Origin of the sequence: Dongia rigui, assembly GCF_034044635.1 — a bacterium.
Classification (GTDB): Bacteria; Pseudomonadota; Alphaproteobacteria; order Dongiales; family Dongiaceae; genus Dongia; species Dongia rigui.
This window is the reverse complement of record NZ_JAXCLX010000001.1, coordinates 1,445,989-1,471,981: the sequence shown is the minus strand read 5'-3', so window position 1 is coordinate 1,471,981 and position 25,993 is coordinate 1,445,989. Positions and strand designations below refer to the sequence as shown.

The window sequence follows — 25,993 nt, the reverse complement described above, 5'->3', positions numbered from 1 at the left end:
GCACTGGCAAAGGGAACGCGCGTCAAGCGGCAAGCGCCTCGGCAAGGGTCTCAAGCGCGCTGGCGAGGCGCGCCGCGATTTCGGCATCGGCCAGGATCGCGGCAGGATCCCCATGGGCCCCCGCCAGTGGGACCGTCACCGAAGCGGGTTCGACGATCTCCATCGCCATGGTTGTCAGCACCAGGCGCAGGGCATCTTGCGCCGCCGTGGCGCGGGCTGAGGCATTGAGGAGCGCCACCTTCTTGGCGCCGAAATCCTCGCAGCCTACCAGCCAGTCGAGTGCGTTCTTGAAGGCACCTGGAATCCCCCGCGCATATTCCGGGCAGGCGATCAGCAGCGCATCGGCTTGCGCCGCACGGATGAGGAACGCCGTCACGTTCGGGAAGGCACGCGGATCGAGATCGGGATTGAACAGCGGCAACGCGCCAAGCCCCTCATATATCTCGATCGTCATGCCGGCCGGTGCCAGCGCTTGCGCCGCGCGCAGCAAAGCCGTGTTAAGCGACGCGGCCCGCAGGCTGCCGGAGAGTGCGAGAATGTCGAGCATCGATGATCTCAAAATTGCCACGCGCAGCGGACCTGATTCGCTGTCGGATGGCAAGGTCACGACGGGCGATGTGCGCGCTCTTGAGCGACCCGTCTACTTCCCCGCGTCCATTTCCAGCAGCCATTCGGCGTGGCGGATCAATGTGGCGATGGGGCGGCTTTCATGGCCGATGGTCTGCAGCGAGACGCCGGCGCCATCGAGCAGCAGCAGCAGCTGTTCGCCGATCATCTCGGCCCGCTTCAATCCGGCGCGTTTGGCGTTCTCGGCAAAGCGGCGGCGCATGCCGCGCTTGTGTGCCTCGATCACCTGGCGCCCGGGATGCGTGGTGTCGGGGAGCTCAATGGCGGCATTGGTGATGGGGCAGCCGCGGCTCTCTGGGCGCTCCATCTGCCGCCCCATGTCTTTGAGCCAGGCGATGATGTGGCCCTTGGGGTCGTCCGCATGCTGCCGGCCGATCTTCTCCCAGCTTGCCTCGATCTCGGCGGCGACGTCGCGCAAATATTCGGCGACCAGCTCGTCCTTCGAACTGAAATGGCGATAGAGCGTCATCTTATTGGTGTCGGCGGCGGCGGCCACCGCCTCGACGCCAACGCCGCGGATGCCGTGGCCATAGAACAGGTCATGCGCGGATTTGAGGATGCGGGCCCGCGGCGGCAGTTCCGTCGCGGTTTCGGCGGGGTCCGCTTTCCTGTTGATCGCGCGCGTTTTTCTCGTGCTCATGAAATGTCACTTGACGAAATGTTACCGGTCGGTAACATAGCGAACGTTACCGATCGGTAACATACATCATCTGTGCGGGCAGGCGAAGCCTTTTTCCGCATTCTTTCATGGAGCGAAGTCATGACCATCGGCGTCACGGGTGCAGGCGGACAATTGGGCGGCCTGGTATTAGATAGCCTGCTTGCCAAAGGTGTTTCCCCAAAGGACATCGTGGCGCTGACGCGCGATCCGGCGAAGCTTTCAGGGTATGCCGCCAAGGGCATCACCGTGCGTGCCGGCGATTTCGACAAGCCTGTGGAACTTGAGGCATCGTTGAAAGGCGTCGAACGCCTCCTCATCATTCCGGCCTCGGATCTGCGCCCGGGCATCCGCACGCCCCAGCACAAGAATGCGGTCAACGCCGCCAAGGCCGCGGGCGTCGGCCACGTCATCTACATCTCGACCACCGGCGCCCATCGCGGGCAGGATCTCTTCGCGTCGCATTTTGCGACCGAGCAGGCGATCTTCGCCTCGGGCCTCGCCTGGACCATCCTGCGCATGGGCATGTATTACGACAATCTGTGGATGGGCGGCATCGCCTATGCCCTCAGCCAGGGCGTCTATGCAGCGACCGGCCCAGCGGGCGAGGGCAAGGTCGCGCGCAGCGATGTGGCCGCAACCGCCGCGGCCCTGCTCGCCGCCAAGGGTCATGACAGCCACATCTATCACGCGACCGGCCCGGCTTCGCTCACGCCTGCCGACGTCGCCAAGGCAATCGGCGATGTGTTCGGGAAAAAGGTCGACGCCGTCACCGTGACCCAAGCTGATTACAATGGCGGCCTTGCGGCGGCGGGCCTGCCGGATTTCGTGGTCGACGCCATCGGCGGCATCGAAGCCGCCCGCGCCAAGGGCCTGCTCGATGTCGTCACCCACGACGTCGAACACCTCACCGGCAAGAAGGCGCTGACCCTTACCGACTACCTCACCGCCACCAAGCATCTGGCGACGGCGAAAGCGGCGGCGCATTAACCGAGTACGACCCCTCACCCCCGCCGACGCATGTCGGCATTCGCCGACTGCCCCTCTCCCCACTGCGTGGGGCGAGGGGCTTAGAAGCAAGCCTCGGTCGAGACTCCCTCGCCCCGCTTGCGGGGAGAGGGGCGGGGTGAGGGGCTAACTGAAAAACCTATCCAAGAAGCCTACCGCTCCCAATCTCTAAAATTCGCTCCGGCCTTGACCGCGCGCCAGGCGGCGATGATGGCGTCGGCGGCGATCTCGGCCTCTGCCTCGGTCGTGTACCAGGAGATGACCGAGAGCCGCATCACCTGCGACCCGCGCCAGGCGGCACCGCCGGCAAAGCAGATGCCGTCGGCCTGCAGGCGGGCGATGGTGCGGCGGGTGAGGTCGTCGGCACCCGCCCCGTCGCCGCCGAAGCGCAGCAGCATCTGGTTGAGCGTCACCTCATGGAGCACGGCAATGCCGGGCTCGGCTACAACGCGCGCGGCGATGATCCGCGCCACGCGGCAATGGCGCGCCACCATGGCGGCAATGCCCTGGCGTCCCAGATGCCGGATGATGGCATAGGTGGCAAAGCCCCGCGCCCGGCGCGACAGTTCCGGCACATAATGGCTGGGGTCGCGTTCACCGGCCTGTGCAGGCGGCAGGTAGCTCGCGGCGATCGTCATGGCGCGGCGATGCGCCTCCGGGTGCCTGACGATGGCATAGCCGCAATCATAAGGCGTCTGCAGCCATTTATGGCCGTCGGTTGCCCAGGAATCGGCTTGCTCGATGCCACCGGTCTGCCCCTTCAGCTCCGGCTCGGCCCGCGCCCACAGGCCGAAGGCGCCGTCGACATGCACCCAGGCGCCTTTCGCCCGCGCCAGCGCTATGATCTCGGCAAAGGGATCGAAGGCCCCGGTGTTGATCTGCCCGGCCTGGCAGATGACGATGATGGGACCGCTGAGTGGTGCGATCGCGTCACGAAAGGCATCGGCGCGCATGCGGCCCGCCGCATCGGTCGCCACACGAATGACGCGGTCATGGCCCAGGCCCAGAAACTGCAGCGCTGAAAAGACCGTGGTATGCGCATCGTCGCCGATCATCACCGAGATCGGCGGCGCCCCGAACAGACCCTGCGCCTCAACGTCCCAGCCGGCGCGCCGCAACACCTCATGGCGCGCGGCGGCAAGGCCGACGAAATTGGCGACCGTGGCGCCGGTCACAAACCCGACCGAGCATTCGCGCGGCAGATCGAGAAGGTCGAGCAGCCAGCCGGCGGCCACCGCCTCGACCGCCGCCGCCGCCGGTGTCGCCACATGGTTGCCGGTATTCTGTCCCCAGGCGCTGGTCAGCCAGTCGGCGGCGACACCCACGGGATGCGAGGCACCGATGACCCAGCCGAAGAAGCGCGGGCCGGTCATGGCATGGAGGCCCGGCTCCGCATCGCGCGCGAGCTGGTCGATGATCGCCGGACCTTCCGCGCCCGTCTCGGGCAGCGGTGCGGCAAAGGTCGCCAGCATCGCCATGAAATCGCGGCTCGGCCGCTGCGGCGCCTCGGCCACATGGGAACGGTAGCGCAGCGCATGTGCCGCCGCGGTTTGAAACAAGGGTCCGAGTGCCACGTCGCGCATCGGCTCGGGTGTCGTCTTGCCGGAATTCATTCGTGCCTCCCTGGGATGGCGTATCGCATAGCATCCTGGGTACCCTCCCCGGCAAGGGCAAGAAAGTCCTGGAACTGTAGCGCTGCGTCAATTGGCGACGATGCGGCGGATGTTGCGCAGGTCATCGAGAAATTCCGCATACGCCGCCTTCTTGGCCGCTGCTTCTGGAATACGCAGCAGATAGGAGGGATGCACGGTGATGAACCCTGGCCAGTTCTCAAATTTGGCCGGCCCGCGCGCCCGTGTCACTGAAACGGCATGACCGGAAAGGGCCGCCGCCGCCGTGCCGCCCAAGGCCACGACCAGGCGCGGCTTGACCAAGGCCAATTCCTTCATCAGCCACCAGCGGTAATGTTTCACTTCGCCCATGGTCGGCTTTTGGTGAATGCGCTGCTTGCCGCGCGGCTCGAACTTGAAGTGCTTCACCGCATTGGTGAGGTAGACCTCGCCGCGGTCGATGCCGGCTTCTTCCAGCGCGCGCGTCAGCAACTGCCCGGCCGGACCGACGAAGGGCCGCCCCTGCACATCTTCCTGGTCGCCCGGCTGCTCGCCGACAAAGACGAGTTCGGCATCGGCCGGCCCTTCGCCCAGCACCGCCTGGGTGGCACCCGGCACCAGCGGTGCCGATGCGGCGATGATCTTGTTCAGCGCCTCAAGCGTGGTCGGGTCCTGATCGCCCATCGCGGCCACGGCCTTTTGCGGATCGCGCTTTGTCGGCACGCTCGCCTCCTTCTCCACCATCGCTGCGACGCGCTGCGGCGCCGCGCGCAGCAGGCCGGCGATCGCGCGCGCTTCCGGCATGTTCTGCCAGTACTTCTTCGGCATCTCCTGGCGCATCATGCGCGGGTTGGCGCGCGCCGGGTTGAAGGTGCTCTCGTAATAGCACAGCCAGCCCGCTTCAAAGGCGTCGCTTTCCGGCACATCGCCGCGCCGGCCCGCTGGTCCGACGGTTAGCGTGTCGCGATCCCAGTGCAACGAGCCGACCGGGGTGATGATCGACCAGTGCAGGGCTTCGAAACGGCGCACGAAGAAATCGGCGACCGCCTCCAGGATGAAATGCTCCGGCTCGAACCAGGCAGCAAAGCGCTCGGTTCCATCGCTGCTGTCGATGCGGCGAAACCGCACGAAGGCGTGCATCTTGTGAATGTCGCGGCTGACCGATTTGCGCAGCATCGTCAGGCGGTGCACCAGCGGATCGGCGGCCGCCGCCAATAGCGACCGCTCGCCATTGACGATGCGCCACACCAAGCTGTGAAGCAGCGTGAAGCGCTCCGGATCGCGGTGGCAGATGACGTCACCGATCAAGTCGCTCACCGCGCGGGGCAGGGCGACAGGCGGCGCCTCAGCTGGCGGCGCGGCACCGAAAAGCGCGTCCTGGCCGCCGGCAATCCAGGCGACATCCGTGGGCCGGGCGCGCACGGCGATGAGGCGCCGCAACGCGGCGCGGAAACCGTCGAGATCGGCGCCTTCCCGCAGGGTGACGCGATACATCAGAAGAGGCTCAGCTGCTGCGCCGGGGCGACCAGCAAGGACCTCAGGTCGTCGGCGTCGAACTGGCGCGCCGGCCGGTAATCCGGCGTCACCAGGAAAGCGCGGGCGCGCTTCAAATGCGGGCTGAGGCGGATGAGATCGCCGTAACGCAAGGTGGCATGCCGCCGGGCCGCGATCAGCTTGTCGACCACCCGCACACCCAGACCCGGCACGCGCAGCAGCATCTCGCGTGGTGCCGCATTCACATCCAGCGGAAAGAGCTGCCGGTTCTTCAATGCCCAGGCGAGCTTGGGATCGATCTCGAGATCGAGCATGCCAGCTTGCGCACCTTGCGCGATCTCAGGGACGGTGAAGCCGTAAAATCGCAACAGCCAATCGGCCTGATAAAGGCGGTTCTCGCGCTGCAAAGGCGGCGGCTTCACCGGCAGGACGGCGCTCGCCTCCGGAATGGGGCTGAAGCCCGAATAATAGACGCGGCGCAGACGGTACCCCTTATAGAGATGATCGCTGGTCTCGAGGATGCCGGTATCGGTGGTGGCATCGGCCCCGACAATGAGCTGCGTGCTCTGCCCGGCCGGCGCAAAGCGCCGTCTCTCGGCCTTGGCTTCGACGATGCGCTCGCGCATCTGATCCATGGCGCCGGCGATGTTGGCGCCGTCCTTTTCCGGCGCCAGCCGCTTGAGGCTCGCGCGGTCGGGGAGTTCCAGATTGATCGAGAGACGATCGGCAAACAGTCCCGCCTGTTCAATCAGCCAAGGACTGGCCTCGGGGATCGTCTTCAGATGGATGTAACCGGCAAAGCCGTGATCCTGCCGCAGCTTCTTTGCCACCAACATCATCTCCTCCATCGTGCGGTCAGGCGAGCGCGCGATGCCGGAGGAGAGAAACAGTCCCTCGATATAATTCCGCTTATAGAACGCGATGGTCAGCGCCACGACTTCGTCGACGGTGAATCGCGCCCGCGCGACGTTGGACGAGCGCCGGTTGATGCAATAGGCGCAATCGAACAGGCAGTAATTGGTCAGCAGGATTTTGAGCAGCGAGATGCAGCGGCCATCCGGCGTATAAGCATGGCAGATGCCGTTGCTGGTCGAGCCCAGCCCATTCTTGCCGGCCGATCGCTTCGGCGCGCCGGAGGAGGCACAGGACGCGTCATATTTTGCGGCATCCGCCAGGATGCGCAGCTTCCCCACCAGTTTCTTGTCCATCGCCGCGCCCTCCCGCTCGTTCATGATATGTTCTATTACTTCGCGGAGCAATGACGCGGCGGGCCGATTTTGCGGCGAGAGATCGGAGCCGATGCGCGCAGATTCCGCTTGAAATACCGCCTAGGAGTATTCAAACTACAACCAGTTGCAAAAGAAAATCAGTTTCTGGGAGTTGAATATGACCCTCTCGCTCTTCGCGCATCCGCTGTCGTCCTATTGCCAGAAGGTGCTGACCGCCCTTTACGAGAACGGCACGCCCTTCACCTATCGCCAGCTTTCCTTCGACGACAGCCAGACCGGGGCCGAATTCGCAGCTCTCTGGCCAATCCAGCGCATGCCGTTGCTGCGCGATGGCGCGACCAGCGTCATGGAATCCACGGTCATCATCGAGCATCTCGACCTCTATCACCCGGGGAAGACGCGGCTGCTGCCGGCAGATGCGAAGGCCGCGCTGGAGGCACGATTCCTCGACCGCGTCTTCGATTGCTATGTCATGACGCCGATGCAGAAGATTGTCTTCGACGCCATCCGGCCCGCTGAGAAGCGCGACCCCCAAGGCGTCGCCGACGCGCGGGCGTTGATCGAGAAGAGCTATGCCTGGCTCGAGGAAAAGCTCAAAGGCCGCGCCTGGGCGGCGGGTCCCGACTTCAGCCTGGCCGATTGCGCGGCGGCACCCTCGCTCTTCTATGCCGATTGGGTGCAGGAAATGGGCCTGCGCTATCCGACCCTCAAGGCCTATCGGCAGAAACTCCTCGCGCGGCCGAGCTTTGCCCGCGCCGTCGATGAAGGGCGCCCGTTCCGCCACCTCTTTCCCCTGGGCGCGCCTGATCGCGACTAAGGACTATTTGAAGAGGGCCGCATATTCCTCGGGCTTGAAACCGGCCAGGCGTTTCTTCGGCGTCTCCAGGATCGGCCGCTTGATCATCGAGGGCTGCTGCTGCATGAGCGCAATGGCCTTGGCCTCGCTGATATTCGCCTTGTCGGCCTCGCTCAGCGCGCGGAACGTCGTGCCGGCGCGGTTCAAGACCTTCTCCCAGCCGAGCTCCTGGCACCAGGCGGTAAGATGCGCCTTGTCGATCCCCTCAGCCTTGTAGTCATGGAAGCGATAGGCAACGCCATGTGTATCGAGCCATGTCCGCGCCTTCTTCATCGTGTCGCAATTCTTGATGCCGTAAAGGGTGATGCTCATCTCTTCCTGCTCAGGCGGGTGGAATGAAGGGTTGCGCGATGTCCTTGAAGACCGGCAGCGCTTCGCACGTGGCGGCATGGGTCTTGAGCTTCGGATAGGCCGTCATGTCAACAAGGCCCGGGTGCGCCTCGCCGATGAAGCGCAGCACCGCTGCCACCGCGATATCGGCATGACCGATCGTGGGCCCGAACCAATAGGTACCCGCTGGGCGTTCCCGCTCCAGCACATCGAGCACGGCACCGATCTGGGCGCGGCAACGCGTCACCCAGACATCCGACGCCACGTCATGAAGGCGCTTCTCATAAAAGAGGCTCACCGCCTTGTCGCCCAACCCGCAGGCGAGGGCCGCGATGCGCAGCGCCTTGTGCCGGGCCGGCTCGGCGCGCGGGAACAGGGCCCGCTCTCCCGGCATCAAGCCGTCGAGGTAATCAAGGATGATATGGCTCTCGATCAGCGCCGTGCCGTCATCCAGCACCAGCGTCGGAACACGGGTCAGCGGGTTATAGGCGCGCAACTTGTCGGCATCGCTGAAGGCCGACCACGGGCGATGCTCGAAGGGCAGGCCGTAAAGCGCCAGCGCAATGCCGACGCGCCGCACGAAGGGGGAATCATACTGGCCGATGAGAATCATGGGGAACCGCCTCAGCATCTCGACCCAAACCGCATAGCGCAAACCGGGGCGCCCTGTCACCCGGTCCGGATTCCGTACCGCGCCCTCCTGCCCGCCGTGCTAGACTGTTGCCATGACCGGATACGGACAATTCTGCGCGATTGCGCGCGCACATGAAGTGCTGGGCGGACGCTGGACGCTGCTGATCGCGCGCGAACTGTTGATGGGCAGCCGCCGCTTCAACGACATCCGCCGCGGCATCCCGCGCATCTCCAAGACCGTGCTCTCCGAACGGCTGCAGGAACTGGTCCATATCGGCGCGGTGACGCGCACCGATGGGACCCATGGTCCCGAATACGACCTCACCCCGGCGGGCCATGAACTCTTCGACGTCATCGCCGCCTTGGGGCGATGGGGCCAGCGTTGGCTCGGGCGTCAGGCGTCGCAGGAGGACGTCGATCTCGATCCGCTCCTTCACGACATGGCGCGGCGGGTCGAGGTCAAGCACCTGCCTGCCGAACCCACCGTCATTCGCTTTGCTCTCGAGCGCCAGCCCCTGCGCTTCCTCCTCCTCAAGGCTGGCGAGGTCTCGGCCTGCGGCGAAAATCCCGGCTTTCCGGAAGCCCTGACACTGCGCGGCAAGTTTGCCGCTCTCGTCGCCTGGTGGCGTGGTGACTGCGACCTGGCATCCGCGAAGCGGGCGGGACTGCGCCTCGAAGGATCGCGGGCCGCGATCCGCGCCTTTCCATCCTGGTTCCAGCTTTATCTTCTGGCCGGCATCAAGCCCGCCGCCGCGATCAAGGGGAAATCATGAGCGCCCATATCGTCCGCCTCGGCACAGCGCGCCTCAAGAACGAAGGCACCCGGATCGGTACCGTGCGGCGACCGCCCCGCGGTGTCGCCAAGGCGCGTTTCGCTGCCGACAATTGGTACGATGTCTGGTATCCGGAGCTTTCACCCAGCGCCGATCTCGTCGCCAAGGCGCTCGGTGCCGAGACGCCGAAGGACTGGGCGGCGTTTGAGCGCGCCTACCGCGCCGAGATGAACGCGCCCGCAGCCAAGCGCACGCTGGAGCTCCTCGCCGCCCTCTCGCAGCACGCCGATTTCTCGGTCGGCTGCTATTGCGAAGACGAATCCCGCTGCCACCGGTCGATCCTGCGCGCACTCTTGCAGGAGCACGGCGCCAGGATGGCGTGATGCGTTAGCCGAAGGTGAAGGCATAAGCCCGCACACCCGGTTCCTCGAACGCGATCCGGAAGGTGCGATCCGTCACCTCAGCTGATTGCCGGACCAGCTGATAGAGCCGGTCGGCATCGAGCGTGCCCCAGCCTTGCGGATCGGTATCGGCACCGTGATCGGCACCCGGCGCCTTCCCGTCCAGCGTGACGCGGAAACGGATCGGTTTCTCCGGGCTTGCCGGCGCCATCACCAGATGCAGATCGCGGGCATGAAAGCGATAGGCGATGCTGCTCTGCGGCGCACTCGATGTCGCGAATTCCGCCCCCACCAGCCAATCGCCGCCAAGGCCCCATTCGTTGACCCAGGGATTGTCGGGGAGCGTGTACGTGCGCGTCCGGTCGCTGGCAAAGCTCTCGGGGCTCGCAAAGCCGCTTGCCTGGCCGTAGCCGATATAGGTCTCACCGGAGCCGAGTGTGGCAAGATCGGGCGCCGCCTGCGCGCCGCTGCCGGCGATGGGCGTGATGGGCAGGGCGACCTTCAGGCTGCCGGCCTCTTTCAGCAGTGCCTGGATGCGCGCTTCTGACGCCTCGTAATCGCCTTCGCCCAGCTGTTCATGCGCCACGGCCCCGTCGGCACCGATGAAATAGAAGGCCGGCCAGCCGCGATTGCCAAAGGCGTGCCACAGGCGGAAGTCATTGTCCTGCGCCACCCGGTACGGCACGTCCAGCTGATGCAGTGCGCGGGTGACATTGTCCGGCACTTTCTCGAAGGCGAATTCCGGCGTGTGGATGCTCACCACCACCAGCCCCTCTGCGCGGTACTTCTCCGCCCAGGCGCGCAAGTAAGGGAGTGTGCGCACGCAGTTGATGCAGGAATAGGTCCAGAAATTGACCAGCACGACCTTGCCGCGCAGATCCTGCGGGGTGAGCGGCGGCGCGTTCAGCCATGTGGTGGTTTGAAGGAGGGCGTTGAGCGGCGGCGACAGCTCCGCCGCCTCAGAGCGCGCGATGGCAGGGGACATCGAAAAGCTCCCGGGTTTGTCGCTGAGGGTAACGGCGATCGCGGCACCGGCCGCCACCACCGCCAGGCCCAGCACAAATTTGAGTTCGCGGCGTTTCATCATCTCACCTCACATTGCGTCCACGTCGATGACGGCCTGTGCGAAGTCGCGCGGCGCTTCCTGCGGCAGGTTATGGCCGACGCCCTTCAGGATGCGGTGCTGGCGCGGCCCCGCAAAACGCTTGGCCTGGCCGCTGCCATCGGTCGCCGGCACGACGCCATCCGAATCGCCGTCGATGGTGATGCTCGGCACCGTGATCGCCGGCCCGGCGGCGAGCTTGGCCTCGAGATCGTCGAGTGCCGGGTCGCCATCGGCAAGGCTGAGGCGCCAGCGATAGTTATGGATGACGATCGCGGCATGGTCCGGGTTCTCGAACGACGCCGCCGTGCGGGCGTAGGTATCGGCGTCGAATTTCCAGCTCGGCGAGTTGTTGCGCCACATCAGCTCGTTGAAGTCGCGCGTGTTCGCCGTGTAGCCCGCCTTGCCGCGCTCGGTCGCGAAATAGAACTGGTACCACCAGCCATGCTCGGCCTTGGGCGCCAAGGGCAGCTGGTTGCGTTGGCGGTTGTTGATGAGATAGCCGTTGACCGAGACCATGGCTTTGACGCGTTCCGGCCACAGGGCGGCGATGATGTTGGCCGAGCGCCCGCCCCAGTCATAGCCGGCGAGGATGGTCTTCTCGATTTTGAGCGCGTCCATCAGCGCCACGACGTCCAGCGCGATCTGCCCCTGCTGGCCGTTGCGCATCGTCGCGTCGGAGAGGAAGCGCGTCGTGCCGAAGCCGCGGTTGTGCGGCACGATCACGCGGTAGCCGCGCGCGCTAAGCATCGGTGCCACGTCGACATAAGAATGGATGTCATAGGGCCAGCCATGGAGGAGCAGCACCGGCTGGCCATCCGCCGGCCCCATCTCGGCATAGCCGACATTGAGGAGGCCGGCATCGATCTGCCGGATCGCGCCCAGCGACGTGCCCGCCTGCGCCTGCGCCTGCGCTTGCGCCTTGCGGGTGAAGCCCACCGACAGGGCCGCGGCGGTCAGGGCGCCGAGGCCCAGGAAGCCGCGCCGCGTGGGGTCGATTTGGGGCAGGGCGGTGGTCTCGCGCATGTGTTCCTCCTCGTTACGCATTCGATTAGATCGGATACGATGTAAATAAGCATGCGTGGCAAAGCTGTCAAGGCCTTCCGATTTAATCGCATCCGACTTATATAAGGGAGAAAGCGAAAGGATGACGGCCATGAAAGCCCAAGCAACGCCCCAACCCCGCGAACCTCGCACCCCGCAAGCCGGCGATCCGCGCCTCGCCGACTTCCTCTGTTTCGCGATCTATTCGGCCAACCTCGCTTACGGCAAGGCCTATAAGCCGATCCTCGAGGAACTGGGCCTCACCTACACGCAGTACATCACCATCGTCGCCCTCTGGGAGAATGACGCCCAGACCGTGAGCGGGCTCGGTGAAAAACTGTTCCTCGAATCCAACACCCTCACCCCCATCCTCAAGAAGCTCGAGGGGCTGGGCTACCTCACCCGCCAGCGCGACCCCAAGGACGAGCGCCAGGTGGTGGTGACCCTGACCGATGCCGGCCGGCATCTGCGCGAAAAAGCCCTGCCGATGAATCTGGTGAAGGAATCCGGCCTGCCGCCGGAGGATTTCAAGAAGGTGCAGAAGATGATCACCACGCTCCGCGACAATCTCTTGAAGGCCGCCGCGCAGCAGGCCTGATCCGGTCCGGATTCCGGACCGGTCTTCCTTCCCGACGCACGCTAATCATCACGCGGCGCCACCACCATGCATCGGCGGGTGGGGGCGCCGCGTGACGGCTCTCGCGGAAAGGACACGCCCATGCCCAATATCCTCGACCATATCGGCAACACGCGCCTGCTGCCGCTCAACCATATCGGCCGCATGACCGGCGCCCGCATCGCGCTCAAGATGGAAGCCGAAAATCCGACCGGCAGCATGAAGGACCGCATGGCGCTCGCCATGATCGACGCGGCTGAAGCGGACGGCCGCCTCAAAGCGCACGGCACGGTCATCGAATATACCGGCGGCTCCACCGGCATCTCGCTGGCGCTCGTCTGCGCGGTCAAAGGCTATCATTGCCACATCGTCACCGCCGACGCGTTCGCGCCAGAGAAGCTCGCGCATATGCAGGCACTGGGCGCCGAGCTGACGGTGCTCCAATCCGATAACGGCCGTCAGACCGAAAAACTGGTGAAGGACATGATCGCCCGCGCCGAAAGCATCGCCGCGGCGACCGGCGGCATGCTTACCCACCAGATGCAGAACCGCGACCAGCTCGTGGCCTATACGAAAATGGCGGATGAGATCTGGGCGCAGACGAATGGCCGCCTCGACGCCCTCGTCCAGGCCGTCGGCACCGCCGCCAGCATCAGGGGGATGGCCACGCGTCTGCGGCAACTCAAACCCGACATCCAGATCATCGCCGTCGAACCGGCGGAAAGCGCCGTCCTCTCAGGTGGTGCCACCGGCGCCCACAAAATCGACGGCATCGGCGCCGGCTATGTGACACCGCTCTGGCAGGAAGGGTTGGCCGATTCCATCGAACCCGTCTCAACCGCAGACGCCAAGGCGATGGCGGCACGCCTCGCCAAAGAAGAAGGCATCCTCCCCGGCCCCTCCACCGGCGCCAATGTCACGGCAGCGTTGCGCGTGGCCGAGCGGATGGAGGAGGGTGCGGAGATCGTCACGGTGATGTGCGATGCGGGGGTGAAGTATTTGAAGGAATGAGCTAGCGAGACCGCGACAATTAGAGCTACTGGTTGGGTAAGTAAAATTCTTCAAATATGTCTATAAAGCGCTTCCAACTGCCAAAGACACTCTCATACATGTCTCTACCAAACAGAAGGCCCCGATCAACATCCTTCTTTGTCGGCATTCGGTCAAGCCGACGTCTCAGCCTCTCATATTGGTAGATGAGAATTCGAGAGATGTTTTGTCTAGTGGCTGTTCGAGGGTCCAACCCCTCACGAGCGAAGATATCGAGAACTCTATCCTCGAATTCAACTTTGCAACCGATCGGCAAGTCTAGAATCTCCCGAAGACTGCGCAGACCGCCTACCCGCGATTCTGTCTCTTCCGGCCGCAAGCCATGGAATTCGACCAACCTATGCGCATTTCTGAAATTGCCGATGAAATCTATGACTATGCACTGTGTCTTCCCCACGTCTTTGCGCAGCCCGCGACCCAATTGCTGAAAGAATATGCGCTTCGACTCTGTCGGACGCAGGAAGAGCAGGCATTCAACAAAACGAATATCAGCTCCTTCATTTAGAATGTCGACCACGCAGAGCACCTTGGTTTTGCCTCTTTCCAAAGCGCTGACCATTTGTTTCCGCCGAATGCTCGGGGTTGACGAAATGTATACTTCGGCTCTGATACCTTGGTTATTGAACTCTTCAGCCACCTTCTCAGCATGTCTGTGAGAGCAACAAAAAGCCAAACTCGGCTTGCCGTCAGCCTTTTCTCGCCACTTTCGAACTATTGCTTCGTGGCGCTCCTTGATGATTAGCTTTCGCTCCAAGTCACGCACGCTGTATTTTCCGTTGCTGAAGCTCAGACTACTGTAGTCCACATCATCGAAGCAGCCGTAGTAGTGATATGGTGAGAGAATGCCTGCATCCACGCCGGCTCTCAGCTCATAATTGACTACGACATTTTGATTGCATATCTGCGCAATGTCTTGCCTGTCTGACCGGAATGGAGTTGCCGTTAAGCCAAGTAGGAACCCAAAATTCAATCGATCGATGGTTGCTTGGTAGGATTTCGCAGCGGCGTGGTGAAACTCATCTATCACTAGATAGTCAATCGGTTTCGCTGATAGCTCATCGAGATGTCGTGCCAAATACTGAATCGTAACCAGTGAGACAGGCGCTTCTCTCGTCTCAAGAGACACTTGCTCCACACCGAAGATAGCGGAAAACTCAGACTCGGCGACCTCTAGAATCTCATGAGTATGTGCAACGTATAATACGCTTTTCGCGTCCACATTTCGCGCATCATTAGCCGCTATGCGTGTCTTTCCGGTACCTGGTGGCAGTATCACCAGCCCCCTTGGTTGCCGCAGCTCGTGTACTCGCGACAACTCCTTCAGCGCTTCAGTTTGAAGAACGTTTAAGTTAGCTGATTTTGGTGCATACCCGCACGTACACCGACCACCGGAAATGCGACGCCCATCCCTCGGGCAAAGAAATCCGTAAGCCCAGAACAACCGGGCGAAATCGTCAACGTCCATAAAGCAGTACTGAACGCCGAGTCTTTCGCACGTAGAGGAAAACTGTTCCTTTACTCCATCGAGGACGACGCCAGTTGCTCCCAGAATGGCGACCTTTAGGCCCGCGATCTTCTCGATCCGATAAATCTGATGCGAGATATCTGCTGGTCGCACTGTCTTAAAAGACCGTCCCTTCAGTATGAAAGCTGCCCAACCGGAGGTGCCCGAAATTTCAATTCTGTGTGTGAGGATGTCCACAATTTCCGCGGGCCCATGTGGCGTCGCAGCTCTATCGCTTAGAATGGCGCGGACGAATTCTTCGATATCTTCGCTTTCATGAAGCGCCTTCACCGAAGCGCGAAGTTGGTCGGTGACTTCGTTCGGAGAGATGTCGCCAGCCTTGGCGAACAGGGGAATTTGCTCAAGTCCTATTAGCTGCGCAGTCATATGAGCTACGACGCAATCTCTGTTTGAGACGAAATTATTGTCAACATACATGAGTAGCCGTTAAGCATCAATATTCACTAAAAAGTTGATGCACTTTTACGACTGGAGGGATAACGCACAACAGTGAAGTTTAGGCTGAAGTCACCCACAAACCTCCCGCACCACGCCCCGCAGCCACCGATGCGCCGGGTCGGCGTCCTGCCGTGGATGCCACAGCATTGAGATCGTGATCTCCGGCGCCTTGAAGGGGAGCGGGAAGCGGATGAGGCCTTTGGCGAGGCTCGCGGTGTAGCGTTCCGGCACGGTGGCGACGAGGTCGGTGTGGCGGGCCAATGCCAGCGCCGCGCTGAAGCCGCCGACGATGGTGGCGATGTCGCGGGTGATGCCGATCTCTGCCAATATGTCGTCGATGGGGCCGCGCTCCAGCACGCGGCGTGAGACGAAGATGTGGGATTGCGCGGCATAGCGCACGGGCGTCACCTTGCCCTTCGTGAGCGGATGGCCCTTCCTGACCACGCCCACCAGCCGATCGCGGAAGAGGGCTTGGACGCGGAGCTCCGGGCCTTGCGCGGCACCCACCACGCCGGTCTCGAGATCGACCGAGCCGTCGCGCAAGGGGCCAGAGTCCTTGGCGATCTTGGGGATGAATTGCAGGCGCACATTGGGTGCCTGTTTCTTCGCCCGGGCGATGAGGGCGGGGCCGAAATTTTCCACGAACCCGTCCGAGGCGCGCAAGGTGAAGCTGCGCGTGAGGCTCTTGATGTCGAGCAAGGCAACCGGGCGCAGCAGGTTCTGCGCCGCCGCCACCAGCGGCGCCACTTCCGCCTTCAATTCCGTGGCACGCGGTGTCGGCACCAGCCCGCGCCCGGCGCGCACCAGCAGCGGATCGCCCGTCGCTGCGCGCAGCCGTGCCAATTGCCGGCTCATGGCGGAGGGGCTGAGGCGCAGGCGCCGTGCGGCCGCCGCCACGGAGCCTTCCGAGAGCAGCACGTCGAGCGTCACCAGCAGGTTGAGGTCGGGCAGGTTGAGGTGAGCATTCGCCATGGCGCGATGGTAGCACGGCGGGATATGGCGTCAAATGCACGAATAAAATGCAAATGCTGCGTCTTCCGCCATGGGTGGGTTTGGGGGCACGCTGGGGGCAACTCAGCTATCCCCCGAGGTTATGCCATGAACCAGATCGTCCCACCGCCGCGCGGAACCGAACCCAGACCAGCCCCCCTCCCGGCCTCCCCCCTGAAGGTGGGAGGAGAGGCCGCCATCACCACCTCGCTTCAAAGCCCTCCCACCTTCAGGGGGGAGGGTGGGGTGGGGGGCCGCAGCGAGTCCGTTGCTGGAAAACGAAACCCCCGCCTCGCCCTCGCCGCCCTCTCGCTCTCCATGCTGATGCCCTCGCTCGATGCGTCAATCGCCAATATCGGCCTCCCCGCGCTGAGCCATGCCTTCGCAGCGCCCTTCCAGACGGTGCAATGGGTGGTGCTCTCTTACCTCCTCGCCATCACCTGCCTCATCGTCAGCGCCGGAAGGCTCGGGGATCTCATCGGGCGGCGGCATCTGCTCCTCATCGGCATCGTCCTCTTCACCGTCGCCTCGCTTGCCTGCGGCCTTGCCCCGACGCTCCCCATCCTCATCGCCGCCCGTGCGGTGCAGGGCATCGGTGCCGCCATCATGATGGCCCTCACCATCGCGCTGGTGAGCGGCACGGTGCCGAAGGAACGCACCGGCCGCGCCATGGGCCTCCTTGGCACCATGTCGGCCATCGGCACGGCGCTGGGGCCGACCCTGGGCGGGCTGCTCATCGCCGCTTTCGACTGGCGCCTCATCTTCCTGGTCAATGTGCCGGTGGGGCTCATCAATTTCGCGCTCGCTTACACGTCGCTCCCCGCCGACAAGCCGGCGGCGACGGCGAAGAAAGGCCCGCGCTTCGATCCCATCGGCACGGTGTTGCTGGCCGCAAGCCTCGGCGCCTATGCGCTGGCGCTGACATGGGGCGAGGGGCATTTCGGCGCGCTCAATATCGGCCTCGTCATCGCCGCTTTCATCGGTGGCGCCGTCTTCATCCAGTCGCAGCGCCTGGTCGCCGCCCCCTTGCTCCGCCTTGCCATGTTCCAACGGCCAGGCCTCGCCTTGAGCCTTGCCTTGAGCATCGCCGTCGCCGCGACCGTGATGGGCGTCTTCGTCGTCGGGCCGTTCTATCTCGGCCACGGCCTTGGCCTCTCGGCGGGTGCGGTGGGTCTCGCGCTCTCAGCAGGACCGGCCGTCTCGGCGCTGGCCGGTGTGCCCGCCGGTCGCCTGGTCGATCGCTTCGGCACGCGGCGCATCATGCTTCTGGGCCTCGCCGGCATGGTGCTGGGCCTCACCGGCCTCTCGACCTTGCCGATGCTGTTCGGCGTCGCCGGTTACGTCGCACCCTTGATGCTGCTGACCGCCCATTACGCGCTGTTCCAGGCCGCCAACAACACCGGCATCATACAGGGGATCGGTGCCGATGAACGCGGGGTCGTCTCCGGCATGCTCAGTCTCTCGCGCAATCTCGGCCTCATCACCGGGGCGGCCTTGCTCGGCGCCGTCTTCGCCTATGGCGCCGGTGGTGCCGTGACCGAGGCGGTGGATCCGGCCGCCCTCACTCATGGCCTGCGCCTCACCTATGGCCTCATCGGCGGCGTGCTGGCTCTCGGCCTCATCGCGGCGCTGCGCGCCAAGCCCGTAAAGGCGTGAGTTCCCATTTTGTTCTTGACAAAAGCCAGGGCGATGGCTAGGATGAAAATTGGGCGCCTTCGCCGCCGATACGGGGCAACCGGGACGCCGGTCTCGATGGCGTGAAGGACTCAAACCCAGCACCACATCTGCAATCGCTTGGCTGTCTGATCGGCGCAGGCTCTCGATGTTTCGAGGGCGCAGGCCGATGGATCGTGCGGGATCACGCCTGGTCCCCGTCCGGTCGGCTGCGTGAAGCCGGCCCCCCGGATCGTCAGGGTCACGCGATCCCCGCTTGGAATGGGGCGGTAGGCGCCATCCCCCGTGCGCCGTCCTGGGGACATACCGGCGCTCCGAGCGGCGCGTTGGATCAGCGCCGTCCCGTGTCGGCCGGGTGACGCCGCCACTGCCAGCCGTCAGACATACGGTCGGCGCCCATCGGGTGGTTCGTTGCGCCTAAATCCACCCAAGCTGCTCAAGCGATTGCAGATGTGGCGCTCAAGGTTGAACGACGGAAGGGTTTGAAGGTGAAGGCCATGATGGTGGCGCCCAACCCCATGCCCCAGGCCCCGATATAGAGCCAGCTATAGCTGGCAAAGGTGTCGTAGATGAAACCGCCCGCCACGGGTCCCAACGCCATGCCCAGGCTCCCGGCCATCGCCGTGCCGCCGATGACGGTCCCCATCATCTTCAAGGGGAAGTTTTCGCGCGCCAGCACGGCATAGAGCGGCATGACGCCCGCATAGATGAAGCCGAAGAGGGCCGCCACCACATAGAATGCCGCGAGTTGGCTGACGAACACATAAGCGAGTGCCCCGAAGGCTTGGGCGAGCAGGCCCGCGACCAGCACGCGCTTGGCGCCGAACTTGTCGCCAAGGATTCCAAAGGCGATGCGCCCGCCCATGCCGGCCAAGCCTTCGACGCTGTAGATCGAGACCGCCATCAGGAGCGGGATGCCGCAGGTCACCGCATAGCTCACGGTATGGATGATCGGCCCCGAATGTGTCGCACAGCAGAAGAAATTGGTGGCGCAGAGGACAAGGAATTGCGGCGACTTCATCGCCTGCGCCATCGACATCTCACCATCCGCAGTGCTGCTTGGCGTGGCGACTGGCATCGCTGCCTGTGCGGCGAGCGCCGGCGGGCGCCGGATGAGGAACGAGACCGGGATCATCACCGCCGCCGTGACGGCGGCGATGATCATCATCGATGTGCGCCAGTCATGCCGCTCGATCAGCCAGGCGGCCAAGGGCGACATGGTCATCGGCGCCATGCCCATCCCGGCCGAGACCAGCGAGACGGCGAGGCTCCTCTGTGTCTCGAACCAGCCGGTCACACACGCCATCATCGGCGCAAAGATCGCGGCAACACCGATGCCGACGAAGAGGCCGAAGATCACCTGGAAGGCGATGAGCGAGGTGGCGTGGGCGGCAAGGGCAAGGCTCCCCGACAGCAGCGCCGAACCGATCAGCACCACGGGGCGCGGGCCGATGCGGTCGGAGAGATTGCCCCAGGCCATGCTGCCGAAGGCCATGGCGAGGAAGCCGATGGTCATGGCGCTCGAAATGCCGGTCATCGACCAGCCGGTCTCGGCGGCGACCGTGCGCAGGAAGACGGGGAGGGCGAACATGCCGCCGACCGCCATGCAGCCCAGCAATCCGCCGGCCGCGACGATCACCCAGCGATACCGTGGTTCCGACATGTCTACGCTCCCCGTCTTATCCTACTTGCACTTTGCAATCAGATTATGTTGATATCAACCATAAGGTCAATCGGGCATTTTCTGAAAGGCCGGTAAGCCCGAATCGAGCCTGTCCCAGAGCAAGGCGCGCGCGGCATAGGTGATTGCCTGCGCCCTGAACCGCGCCGGTTCATCGAGGCTCCCCGCTGCCACGGTAAAGATGTCCGGCATCGCCGCAAAGGTGAGGTAGACCGGCGAGCCGCAGATGGGGCAGAAGCCCCGCGTCTTCTGCTGCCCGCTATCGGCGACGCTGCTCCACAAGGTGGCCTCGCCTTTCAACGTCACCGCCTGCTTGCTGGGAAAGGTCAGGTACGAGCCATGCCCCGTGCCGCTCACCGCCTGGCAATCCAGGCATTGGCAATGGTTCATGAACATCGGTTCGCCCGCGATCTCATAGCGGATGCGCCCGCAGGCGCAGCCGCCGGTATAGGCCTTCGTCATCTCATAGCTCCTGAAGTTTGTGAGGCACAGCAGGCACATCAAGCGGCGCCGTATTCATCGTGACGCCGGAACCAGGGCCCCGTTTCATTCCGCCCCAAGGGTGCCCGGTCGAGCCATTGATAGCTGCCCCACAACACGTCGAGCCCGCGGGCATAGGTTGAATAGGTGTGATAGACGGCCCCCTCGCGCATCACGAACGCACTCATCCCCGGCCGGTCGCGCGCGTAGGACGGTCCCGTGGTGCCGCAGGATTGCGCGAACTGCACCACCGGCCCCGGCAGCGGCTCCATATCCATCGCATGGCCTTTCTTGAGGTAATTGTACTCGATCCCCTGGCGCTGCTGTTCCTCGGTGAAGGAAACGTTGAAGTCGAAGTTGAACGCACCATCGCCGGATGAGGCCCAGGGGAAGGACCAGCCCATGCGCGCCTTATAGCGATCGAGTTTCTCAAGCCGCGCGCGTGAGACCGCCATCAAGGTCACGTCATGATTGGCCAGATGCACATGATAGCCATCGAAGCCATCGGCGATCATCGAGCAGGACGGGCAACCCGCCTGCCAATCCGGCCCGAACATGAAGTGATAGACGAGAAGCTGCGAGCGGCCCTGGAAGAGATCGGGCAGCGACGCGATCCCTTGCGCCGTTTCGAAGCGGTATTCCTTCTCGACCCTGACCCAGGGCAGCGCCTGGCGCTGGGCAGCGAGCGCATCGCTCTGCCGCGTCAATTCCTTCTCGGCGCGATAGAGCGCCAGCCGCGCCTGCAGCCATTCCTCGCGCGTCGCCACGGCGTGGCCGACATCTTGCGCATCCGACTTCGCTTTGAAACCTACCGGCATGTCATGTCCTTTCGGGTTGATGGCTAGGCGTCGCTGCCTGCCCTGGGTTAGATTGGCGCCGCTCCCGCGCCAGGTGGGAGTGACAAGTGTGTCGGGATTTGCCATGGACTCGCTCATCACCGCAGCAGCGCGTGCCCTGGCGACCGGTGATCCGCTGGGGGCGCTCAACCGCGTTGCCTTGCGCGATGATGCACCGGCGCTGGCACTGCGCGGCATTGCCATGGCGCAGCTCGGCGATCTCCCCCGCGCCAAGATGCTGCTGCGCCGCGCCGCGCGCGCCTTCGGCCCTAGGGAAGCGGTTGCCCGCGCCCGCTGCGTGGTGGCGGAGGCGGAGGTGGCATTGGCTGCCCGCGATCTCGCCTGGCCGGCCAAGTCGCTCGATGCCGCGCGTGCCGTGCTCGATGATCATGGCGACCGTATCAACGCCGCCCATGCCCGCTATCTGGAGCTTCGTCGCCATCTGCTGCTGGGGCGCCTCGATGATGCCGAGCGGTTGTTGCACTCCCTCGATCCCACGGCGCTCCCGCCGGCCTTGCGCGCGGCGCATGAATTGATCAGTGCCGGCATCGCGATGCGGCGCCTCCAGGCCAAGCCCGCGCACGAGGCTCTCGCGCGGGCGGCCCGTGCTGCGGACGCAGCGCGCATTCCGGCCCTGGCGGCGGAGGTCGCGGCCGCCCAGGCATTGCTGGCGGCACCGGCGGCTAAGCAAGTGACGCCGCAACCGGAACGCCTGCTCGATCTCGCCGGTGTCGAGGCGGTGCTGGCCTCGAAGGCGCTGGTGATCGATGCCTGCCGCCTCATCGTGGTGCAGGGAACGACGCGCGTTCCCCTGGCGCGGCGGCCGGTGCTCTTTGCCCTCGTGCAGGCGCTGGCTGAAAGCTTCCCCACTGCCGTCGCCCGCGATGTGCTGGTGGCCCGCGCGTTTGGCGGCCGCGAAGCCGACGATTCCCACCGCGCGCGTTTGCGGGTCGAGATCGGACGCCTGCGCGCACTGCTCAAAACCCTTGCCGACATCACCGCCACGCCGGACGGCTTCGCCCTGCAGCCCAAGGCCCGGCGCGTCGTGGTGCTGGCGCGCCCGGTCGCGGAGAAATACGCGGCCGTGCTGGCCTTTCTTGCCGATGGCGAAGCCTGGTCCAGCTCGGCCCTCGCCTTGGCGCTGGGCGCCAGCCAGCGCACAGTGCAGCGCGCGCTCGATGCCCTGAGCGCCGAGGGCAAGGTGCAATTTTTCGGATCGGGGCGCGCCCGGCGCTGGCTCACGACACCCATGCCCGGTTTCACGACAACCTTGTTACTCACCGCCCCGCTGCCCGGCGATTAAGTTCGTGGCACACACCGAGATTTGAGGAGAGCGAGATGAAGCGCAAAGCTGCCGAAGTCACCCGCGAATACGGGCCCTTCCCGGGCGTCGAGAAGATTCATGGCGTGAGCTTCGACGGAAAGGACGTGTGGTTCGGCGCCGGCGACAGCCTGCATGCCATGGACCCGGCGAGCGGCAAGCCGCACCGAAAGCTCGACGTCGCCGCCCATGCCGGCACGGCCTATGACGGCAAGCATCTCTTCCAGATTGCCGAGAACCGCATCCAGAAGATCGACCCCGCCAGTGGCAAGATCCTCCACAGCATTCCCGCCCCCGGCAACGGCACCGATTCCGGCCTCACGTGGGCCGAAGGCACGCTGTGGGTCGGCCAGTACCGCGACCGCAAGATCCATCAGATCGATCCCGAGACGGGCAAGATCCTGCGCACGATCGAGAGCAACCGCTTCGTCACCGGCGTCACCTGGGCCGATGGCGAACTGTGGCACGCCACCTGGGAAAACGAGGAGAGCTCCTTACGCCGCGTCGACCCGAAGAGCGGCGAAGTCCTTGACCAACTCGACATGCCCCAAGGCCTCTTTATCTCCGGCCTCGAGATCGGCGGCGACAGCTTCTATTGCGGCGGCGGACCGAGTGGGAAGATCAGGGCGGTGAAGCGACCAGCACGGAAAAACTAGGCCAAACGCAGACGCCGCTGGGGAAGAAGAGTCACCCAGCGGCGCGCGTTTGAGTCCGCTCAGTGACCGAGCGGGATCGGGTTGTCGACGACGCTCTGGTTGAAGCCATGGACCAGCGCGTGTTCGTTGGCGCCGGGATTGTCGCGCAAGGCCTTCACCCCTTCGACGATCACCTCCGGCGCGTCGCTGGCAAGGGCCGCCATCGTCTCGGCGATGAAGGCATCCAGCGGCATCGCCCGCGGATCGCCGCTCTTATAGATGAGGTCGGTGTCGACCCAGGGCGGCGCAATTTCCTGCACCCGGACGCCGGTGTTGCGCAGCTGGAAGCGCTGCGACAAGGCATAGGAGTGCAGCGCCGCCTTGGTCGCCGAGTAGACCGCGTTGCTGGCGAGCGGCACGAAAGCCAGCACGCTGCTGGTATAAAGGATCGTCGCTGCCGGCTGCGCCTTCAGATGCTCGATGAGGGCCGAGGTCATGCGGATGGGGCCGAGCAGATTGGTGGTGATGACCGATTGCGCGGCGGCATCGTCGATGGCCGAGGCCGCATCATCGAACGGCATGATCCCCGCATTGTTGAACAGCACATTGGTCTTGGGGAAATCGCGGCGGAGAATCCGCGCCGCCGCGTCGATGCTGGCCGGGTCGGTGATGTCGAGCGGGATCGCGGCCATGCCCGGATTGGCGGCCGTCACGTCATCGAGCAAGGCGCGGCGGCGCCCGGAGATGATGACCTTGTTGCCGCGCTTGTGCAGGGCTTCGGCAAGGCCGCGGCCGATACCGCTGGTGCCGCCGGTGATGAAGATCGTATTGCCGGTGAGTTTCATGGTCTCTTTCTCTCGGGTGTCGGTGACGGGGAAAGCGGGGCGAGGTCTGGCCGGCAAACCGCTGGGGACCGCCGGCAAGGCCCTCGCTTCGAGACCAGATTTAGCGCTGGTGCCTCGTGTCTTAAATGACGTATAACATACGTATTCAGGACACGGATCACAGGCGAGGCCCACCCATGCCCCATGTTGCGATGGTACTGACGCCGGGCTTCCAGTTCCTGGCGCTGGGTATCCAGGCCACGTTCGAACTGGCCAATCTGGTGACGGGCGACAAGTTTTATTCGCTCGGCCTCTATTCCGCGGGCGGCGGGCCGATGCTGTCGTCGAGCGGCTTGCCTGTGCCGACGGCACCCCTTGCCGAGTCAGGACCCATCGACACGCTGCTGCTGATGGCGGGCTTGACGCCGCCGGCGCCGCAAAGTGCCGCGGATCTGGCAGCCCTTCGGACGGCGGCCCAGACGGCGCGGCGCGTGGCCGGTCTTTGCACCGGCGCGTTCCTGGCGGCACAGATGGGGCTCCTCGATGGGAAGCGCGCCACGACGCATTGGGTTCACGCGCCGCGGCTGCGCGCGGCCTTTCCAGCGGTTCGCGTCGAGGAAGACGCCATCTTCATCAATGAGGGAAACGTCTGGACCTCAGCCGGGCTGAGCGCCGGGCTCGATCTCGGCGTCGCCTTGGTGGAACAGGATCTCGGCCCCGAGGTCGCCCGTTCCGTGGCCAGGCGCATGGTGATGCATCACCGGCGTGCTGGCGGCCAGTCGCAGCATTCGGAACTGCTGCAGCTTGGCCCCAGCAGCGACCGCATCCAGAAGGCCTTGATGCACGCCCGCACGCATCTTACCAATCTGCTGTCGGTCGAGGAACTGGCGGCCGTCGCCGCCCTCTCACCGCGCCAGTTCAGCCGCGCCTTCCGCGCCGAAACCGGCCAATCGCCCGCCAAGGCGGTCGAGCGCTTGCGCCTGGAGGCGGCAAGACTTCTGCTGGAGGATTCACGCCACAGCCTGGAAACCGTGGCGCGCGAAACCGGGTTCATCGATCTGCGCCGCATGCGCGAAGCCTTCATGCGCCAATACGGCCAGCCCCCCCAAGCGCTGCGCCGCCTGGCGCGGGCGGGGTGAAGTAATGGCGGTGCCGCCGGCAGCGGCGAGGTCCTCGACCAGTTCGACATGCCACAGGGCTTCTTCATCTCAAGATTGCCGATCGGCGGCGACAGTTTCTATTGCTGCGGCGGCCCGAGTGGGAAGATTAGGGCAGTGAAGCGGCCGAAGAGGTAGCTCTGTCGGTCTTTTATCCCCCTCGGCCACTGGATTTTAGGACAAGTCGAATGAAGGAAAACAATCGACCAAACATGTAGTCAATTTGCTCTGCGCTAGTCAGCAACTCCTGACTGGCTTCGGAGTGACGAATGCGAAATGTATTCCCGATCTTTGTCAGTACTACGGCTTCGTCTGCCATCAGCTGCCTTAGCTTTGAGCCTGCCGGCGCTACTCGATCAAGAAGCGCATCCGCCTGCCGCTTCTTATCGGCGCCGGGTTCCAGCGTTTTTATTCGCTCGAAGGCGTCCCATAGCTTTTCAAGCGCATCTTGCCGATCAATCAATCTGGGAGAGGTGATACGAGTACGAGCTAGTTCAAGAAGTCGGTCGGTTTCACCATCACCTGTAGCAAATAATGCTGACGCTAATGCATCGGTCATGGGTTGCGGTAGTAGCCTTCGAATTCGACCTGTCGAATCTAGCTCGTACGCCAATCCATTTCGGGCAAAGAGTAGATTTACGTCTCTGCAGAAACGCCGCAGGCCCTCCTCTCTCTCCCAGTCCAAGTGGTAGTGTCCGAAGTATGAATGGTATGTGCCATTGACGGGTTGACCTATGGCTGATGCACAGAACTCTAGTAGGTCCAGGATCGCTGGCGTGTCGAGAACGCGATCGGCCGATAGCGGCCAGTCAACGCCATGGATCTCTGCAACAAGCGTTCGCCTAAATGCTTGTCTGTCGCATCCGCATGGCCCCATACGATCCGGACACTGTTCGGGAAAGCGATATCCAAAAGAGCCATCGTCTATTCGTGCCACAATCAGCGAATAGATGCCTCCCCATAAACGCTCGTCAACAACCTCGAGAGTCCTGGCACGTGTA

The 25,993-nt window shown here is 64.0% G+C and carries 26 protein-coding genes; 10 read left to right on the top strand and 16 right to left on the bottom strand.

Annotation, left to right across the window (positions count from 1 at the left end; all coding sequences use genetic code 11):
- Positions 1–22: 22 nt before the first annotated feature.
- Both SMD31_RS06745 and SMD31_RS06740 read right to left on the bottom strand, forming a co-directional pair.
- Positions 23–547, bottom strand: a complete 525-nt coding sequence (locus SMD31_RS06745; protein WP_320500043.1) for an NADPH-dependent FMN reductase — start codon at positions 545–547, stop codon at positions 23–25.
- Positions 548–640: 93 nt separating this feature from the next.
- On the bottom strand, positions 641–1,267 hold the full coding sequence (locus tag SMD31_RS06740; protein ID WP_320500042.1) for a TetR/AcrR family transcriptional regulator: 627 nt from the start codon (positions 1,265–1,267) through the stop codon (positions 641–643).
- Between the two features lie 120 nt (positions 1,268–1,387).
- Here SMD31_RS06740 and SMD31_RS06735 point away from each other — a divergent pair, with 120 nt between their 5' ends.
- Positions 1,388–2,275, top strand: a complete 888-nt coding sequence (locus tag SMD31_RS06735; RefSeq protein WP_320500041.1) for an NAD(P)H-binding protein — start codon at positions 1,388–1,390, stop codon at positions 2,273–2,275.
- Positions 2,276–2,445: 170 nt separating this feature from the next.
- On the opposite strand, the gene SMD31_RS06730 is transcribed toward SMD31_RS06735, so the two are convergent.
- The 3 genes from SMD31_RS06730 to SMD31_RS06720 all read right to left on the bottom strand — a co-directional run bounded on the left by SMD31_RS06730 (position 2,446) and on the right by SMD31_RS06720 (position 6,629).
- Positions 2,446–3,906, bottom strand: a complete 1,461-nt coding sequence (locus tag SMD31_RS06730; protein WP_320500040.1) for a pyridoxal phosphate-dependent decarboxylase family protein — start codon at positions 3,904–3,906, stop codon at positions 2,446–2,448.
- Between the two features lie 87 nt (positions 3,907–3,993).
- Entirely contained in the window at positions 3,994–5,397 is a 1,404-nt protein-coding gene (locus SMD31_RS06725) for a UdgX family uracil-DNA binding protein (RefSeq protein WP_320500039.1), read from the bottom strand.
- On the bottom strand, positions 5,397–6,629 hold the full coding sequence (locus tag SMD31_RS06720; protein ID WP_320500038.1) for a putative DNA modification/repair radical SAM protein: 1,233 nt from the start codon (positions 6,627–6,629) through the stop codon (positions 5,397–5,399). The genes SMD31_RS06725 and SMD31_RS06720 overlap by 1 nt, the downstream gene beginning before the upstream one ends.
- A gap of 154 nt (positions 6,630–6,783) precedes the next feature.
- On the opposite strand from SMD31_RS06720, the gene SMD31_RS06715 reads away from it, so the two are divergent.
- Positions 6,784–7,443 carry a glutathione S-transferase family protein gene (locus tag SMD31_RS06715; protein ID WP_320500037.1) on the top strand — a complete coding sequence of 220 codons (660 nt, stop codon included), beginning with the start codon at positions 6,784–6,786 and terminating at the stop codon, positions 7,441–7,443.
- A 3-nt stretch (positions 7,444–7,446) separates the two neighbouring features.
- On the opposite strand, the gene SMD31_RS06710 is transcribed toward SMD31_RS06715, so the two are convergent.
- Positions 7,447–7,794, bottom strand: coding sequence for an ArsC family reductase (locus tag SMD31_RS06710; RefSeq protein ID WP_320500036.1), 348 nt, complete (start codon positions 7,792–7,794; stop codon positions 7,447–7,449).
- Positions 7,795–7,804: 10 nt separating this feature from the next.
- Positions 7,805–8,425, bottom strand: a complete 621-nt coding sequence (locus SMD31_RS06705) for a glutathione S-transferase family protein (protein ID WP_320500035.1) — start codon at positions 8,423–8,425, stop codon at positions 7,805–7,807.
- Between the two features lie 112 nt (positions 8,426–8,537).
- Between SMD31_RS06705 and SMD31_RS06700 the strand changes: the two genes are divergently transcribed.
- Both SMD31_RS06700 and SMD31_RS06695 read left to right on the top strand, forming a co-directional pair.
- Positions 8,538–9,218: a winged helix-turn-helix transcriptional regulator gene (locus tag SMD31_RS06700; protein ID WP_320500034.1), complete on the top strand. Its 681-nt coding sequence runs from the start codon at positions 8,538–8,540 to the stop codon at positions 9,216–9,218.
- Positions 9,215–9,601: a DUF488 domain-containing protein gene (locus SMD31_RS06695; RefSeq protein ID WP_320500033.1), complete on the top strand. Its 387-nt coding sequence runs from the start codon at positions 9,215–9,217 to the stop codon at positions 9,599–9,601. The genes SMD31_RS06700 and SMD31_RS06695 overlap by 4 nt, the downstream gene beginning before the upstream one ends.
- A gap of 4 nt (positions 9,602–9,605) precedes the next feature.
- On the opposite strand, the gene SMD31_RS06690 is transcribed toward SMD31_RS06695, so the two are convergent.
- Together SMD31_RS06690 and SMD31_RS06685 are read right to left on the bottom strand one after the other, a co-directional pair.
- Positions 9,606–10,706 carry a redoxin family protein gene (locus SMD31_RS06690; RefSeq protein WP_320500032.1) on the bottom strand — a complete coding sequence of 367 codons (1,101 nt, stop codon included), beginning with the start codon at positions 10,704–10,706 and terminating at the stop codon, positions 9,606–9,608.
- 6 nt (positions 10,707–10,712) lie between these two features.
- Positions 10,713–11,747, bottom strand: coding sequence for an alpha/beta fold hydrolase (locus SMD31_RS06685; RefSeq protein ID WP_320500031.1), 1,035 nt, complete (start codon positions 11,745–11,747; stop codon positions 10,713–10,715).
- 130 nt (positions 11,748–11,877) lie between these two features.
- Between SMD31_RS06685 and SMD31_RS06680 the strand changes: the two genes are divergently transcribed.
- Both SMD31_RS06680 and SMD31_RS06675 read left to right on the top strand, forming a co-directional pair.
- Positions 11,878–12,363 (top strand): MarR family winged helix-turn-helix transcriptional regulator, encoded by a 486-nt coding sequence (locus SMD31_RS06680; RefSeq protein ID WP_320500030.1) that lies wholly within the window; start codon positions 11,878–11,880, stop codon positions 12,361–12,363.
- Positions 12,364–12,483: 120 nt separating this feature from the next.
- Positions 12,484–13,392 carry a PLP-dependent cysteine synthase family protein gene (locus SMD31_RS06675; protein WP_320500029.1) on the top strand — a complete coding sequence of 303 codons (909 nt, stop codon included), beginning with the start codon at positions 12,484–12,486 and terminating at the stop codon, positions 13,390–13,392.
- Between the two features lie 25 nt (positions 13,393–13,417).
- Here SMD31_RS06675 and SMD31_RS06670 read toward each other — a convergent pair whose 3' ends face one another.
- Together SMD31_RS06670 and SMD31_RS06665 are read right to left on the bottom strand one after the other, a co-directional pair.
- A complete protein-coding gene (locus SMD31_RS06670; protein ID WP_320500028.1) occupies positions 13,418–15,373 on the bottom strand; it encodes a DEAD/DEAH box helicase in 1,956 nt (651 codons plus the stop codon).
- 90 nt (positions 15,374–15,463) lie between these two features.
- Entirely contained in the window at positions 15,464–16,366 is a 903-nt protein-coding gene (locus SMD31_RS06665) for a LysR family transcriptional regulator (protein WP_320500027.1), read from the bottom strand.
- A gap of 264 nt (positions 16,367–16,630) precedes the next feature.
- Between SMD31_RS06665 and SMD31_RS06660 the strand changes: the two genes are divergently transcribed.
- Positions 16,631–18,040, top strand: coding sequence for an MFS transporter (locus SMD31_RS06660; RefSeq protein ID WP_320500026.1), 1,410 nt, complete (start codon positions 16,631–16,633; stop codon positions 18,038–18,040).
- Between the two features lie 454 nt (positions 18,041–18,494).
- On the opposite strand, the gene SMD31_RS06655 is transcribed toward SMD31_RS06660, so the two are convergent.
- The 3 genes from SMD31_RS06655 to SMD31_RS06645 form a co-directional block, all read right to left on the bottom strand.
- Positions 18,495–19,721: an MFS transporter gene (locus SMD31_RS06655; protein WP_320500025.1), complete on the bottom strand. Its 1,227-nt coding sequence runs from the start codon at positions 19,719–19,721 to the stop codon at positions 18,495–18,497.
- Between the two features lie 66 nt (positions 19,722–19,787).
- Positions 19,788–20,201: a GFA family protein gene (locus SMD31_RS06650; protein ID WP_320500024.1), complete on the bottom strand. Its 414-nt coding sequence runs from the start codon at positions 20,199–20,201 to the stop codon at positions 19,788–19,790.
- Between the two features lie 38 nt (positions 20,202–20,239).
- The gene (locus SMD31_RS06645) at positions 20,240–21,037 is read right to left on the bottom strand and encodes a DUF899 domain-containing protein (RefSeq protein ID WP_320500023.1); all 798 of its coding nucleotides are present in this window, start codon (positions 21,035–21,037) and stop codon (positions 20,240–20,242) included.
- A gap of 103 nt (positions 21,038–21,140) precedes the next feature.
- Between SMD31_RS06645 and SMD31_RS06640 the strand changes: the two genes are divergently transcribed.
- Both SMD31_RS06640 and SMD31_RS06635 read left to right on the top strand, forming a co-directional pair.
- On the top strand, positions 21,141–22,358 hold the full coding sequence (locus SMD31_RS06640; protein ID WP_320500022.1) for a helix-turn-helix domain-containing protein: 1,218 nt from the start codon (positions 21,141–21,143) through the stop codon (positions 22,356–22,358).
- 35 nt (positions 22,359–22,393) lie between these two features.
- Entirely contained in the window at positions 22,394–23,032 is a 639-nt protein-coding gene (locus SMD31_RS06635; RefSeq protein ID WP_320500021.1) for a Vgb family protein, read from the top strand.
- A 59-nt stretch (positions 23,033–23,091) separates the two neighbouring features.
- On the opposite strand, the gene SMD31_RS06630 is transcribed toward SMD31_RS06635, so the two are convergent.
- The gene (locus tag SMD31_RS06630) at positions 23,092–23,856 is read right to left on the bottom strand and encodes an SDR family oxidoreductase (RefSeq protein ID WP_320500020.1); all 765 of its coding nucleotides are present in this window, start codon (positions 23,854–23,856) and stop codon (positions 23,092–23,094) included.
- Positions 23,857–24,032: 176 nt separating this feature from the next.
- On the opposite strand from SMD31_RS06630, the gene SMD31_RS06625 reads away from it, so the two are divergent.
- Positions 24,033–24,974, top strand: coding sequence for a GlxA family transcriptional regulator (locus SMD31_RS06625; protein ID WP_320500019.1), 942 nt, complete (start codon positions 24,033–24,035; stop codon positions 24,972–24,974).
- A 169-nt stretch (positions 24,975–25,143) separates the two neighbouring features.
- On the opposite strand, the gene SMD31_RS06620 is transcribed toward SMD31_RS06625, so the two are convergent.
- Positions 25,144–25,551 carry a hypothetical protein gene (locus tag SMD31_RS06620; RefSeq protein ID WP_320500018.1) on the bottom strand — a complete coding sequence of 136 codons (408 nt, stop codon included), beginning with the start codon at positions 25,549–25,551 and terminating at the stop codon, positions 25,144–25,146.
- Between the last annotated feature and the right edge of the window lie 442 nt (positions 25,552–25,993).

Excerpts from the sequence above, each read along its gene's own strand:
- SMD31_RS06705 (WP_320500035.1), bottom strand. The coding sequence starts at position 8,425 with ATGATTCTCATCGGCCAGTATGATTCCCCCTTCGTGCGGCGCGTCGGC.
- SMD31_RS06695 (WP_320500033.1), top strand. The coding sequence starts at position 9,215 with ATGAGCGCCCATATCGTCCGCCTCGGCACAGCGCGCCTCAAGAACGAA.
- SMD31_RS06690 (WP_320500032.1), bottom strand. The coding sequence starts at position 10,706 with ATGATGAAACGCCGCGAACTCAAATTTGTGCTGGGCCTGGCGGTGGTG.
- SMD31_RS06630 (WP_320500020.1), bottom strand. The coding sequence starts at position 23,856 with ATGAAACTCACCGGCAATACGATCTTCATCACCGGCGGCACCAGCGGT.
- SMD31_RS06715 (WP_320500037.1), top strand. The coding sequence starts at position 6,784 with ATGACCCTCTCGCTCTTCGCGCATCCGCTGTCGTCCTATTGCCAGAAG.
- SMD31_RS06620 (WP_320500018.1), bottom strand. The coding sequence starts at position 25,551 with ATGACCGATGCATTAGCGTCAGCATTATTTGCTACAGGTGATGGTGAA.
- SMD31_RS06625 (WP_320500019.1), top strand. The coding sequence starts at position 24,033 with ATGCCCCATGTTGCGATGGTACTGACGCCGGGCTTCCAGTTCCTGGCG.
- SMD31_RS06680 (WP_320500030.1), top strand. The coding sequence starts at position 11,878 with ATGAAAGCCCAAGCAACGCCCCAACCCCGCGAACCTCGCACCCCGCAA.
- SMD31_RS06710 (WP_320500036.1), bottom strand. The coding sequence starts at position 7,794 with ATGAGCATCACCCTTTACGGCATCAAGAATTGCGACACGATGAAGAAG.
- SMD31_RS06735 (WP_320500041.1), top strand. The coding sequence starts at position 1,388 with ATGACCATCGGCGTCACGGGTGCAGGCGGACAATTGGGCGGCCTGGTA.
- SMD31_RS06670 (WP_320500028.1), bottom strand. The coding sequence starts at position 15,373 with ATGTATGTTGACAATAATTTCGTCTCAAACAGAGATTGCGTCGTAGCT.
- SMD31_RS06740 (WP_320500042.1), bottom strand. The coding sequence starts at position 1,267 with ATGAGCACGAGAAAAACGCGCGCGATCAACAGGAAAGCGGACCCCGCC.
- SMD31_RS06720 (WP_320500038.1), bottom strand. The coding sequence starts at position 6,629 with ATGAACGAGCGGGAGGGCGCGGCGATGGACAAGAAACTGGTGGGGAAG.
- SMD31_RS06665 (WP_320500027.1), bottom strand. The coding sequence starts at position 16,366 with ATGGCGAATGCTCACCTCAACCTGCCCGACCTCAACCTGCTGGTGACG.
- SMD31_RS06725 (WP_320500039.1), bottom strand. The coding sequence starts at position 5,397 with ATGTATCGCGTCACCCTGCGGGAAGGCGCCGATCTCGACGGTTTCCGC.
- SMD31_RS06730 (WP_320500040.1), bottom strand. The coding sequence starts at position 3,906 with ATGAATTCCGGCAAGACGACACCCGAGCCGATGCGCGACGTGGCACTC.
- SMD31_RS06640 (WP_320500022.1), top strand. The coding sequence starts at position 21,141 with ATGGACTCGCTCATCACCGCAGCAGCGCGTGCCCTGGCGACCGGTGAT.
- SMD31_RS06675 (WP_320500029.1), top strand. The coding sequence starts at position 12,484 with ATGCCCAATATCCTCGACCATATCGGCAACACGCGCCTGCTGCCGCTC.
- SMD31_RS06745 (WP_320500043.1), bottom strand. The coding sequence starts at position 547 with ATGCTCGACATTCTCGCACTCTCCGGCAGCCTGCGGGCCGCGTCGCTT.
- SMD31_RS06650 (WP_320500024.1), bottom strand. The coding sequence starts at position 20,201 with ATGACGAAGGCCTATACCGGCGGCTGCGCCTGCGGGCGCATCCGCTAT.
- SMD31_RS06645 (WP_320500023.1), bottom strand. The coding sequence starts at position 21,037 with ATGCCGGTAGGTTTCAAAGCGAAGTCGGATGCGCAAGATGTCGGCCAC.
- SMD31_RS06685 (WP_320500031.1), bottom strand. The coding sequence starts at position 11,747 with ATGCGCGAGACCACCGCCCTGCCCCAAATCGACCCCACGCGGCGCGGC.
- SMD31_RS06655 (WP_320500025.1), bottom strand. The coding sequence starts at position 19,721 with ATGTCGGAACCACGGTATCGCTGGGTGATCGTCGCGGCCGGCGGATTG.
- SMD31_RS06635 (WP_320500021.1), top strand. The coding sequence starts at position 22,394 with ATGAAGCGCAAAGCTGCCGAAGTCACCCGCGAATACGGGCCCTTCCCG.
- SMD31_RS06700 (WP_320500034.1), top strand. The coding sequence starts at position 8,538 with ATGACCGGATACGGACAATTCTGCGCGATTGCGCGCGCACATGAAGTG.